At 79.8% G+C, this 223-nt stretch carries 1 pseudogene; it reads left to right on the top strand.

The annotated features are described in order from the left end of the window. Positions 1-169 (top strand): annotated as a pseudogene (locus HO151_RS07495) (alanine--glyoxylate aminotransferase family protein); the annotation flags it as partial. Between the last annotated feature and the right edge of the window lie 54 nt (positions 170-223).

Raw genomic sequence — 223 nt, forward strand, 5'->3', positions numbered from 1 at the left:
CGGGGTGGTGGGCCGCGCGCTGGCCTTCGACCCCTCCCTGCCGCTGGCCGCGGGCGGGGGGTCGCTGGCGTCGTCGATGATCCGGGTCAACCACTACGGTGCGGCGGCGGACGGGGTGGTCGTGGACCGCTGCCTGACCGCGCTGCACGCGGCTCTGGCCGCGGTCTGAGCGCGGCGGCCCCTCGGACCGACGTCGGCTGCGGGCCGGTGGGGGCGGGCCGCG

Source organism: Streptomyces sp. 8P21H-1, from assembly GCF_013302945.1.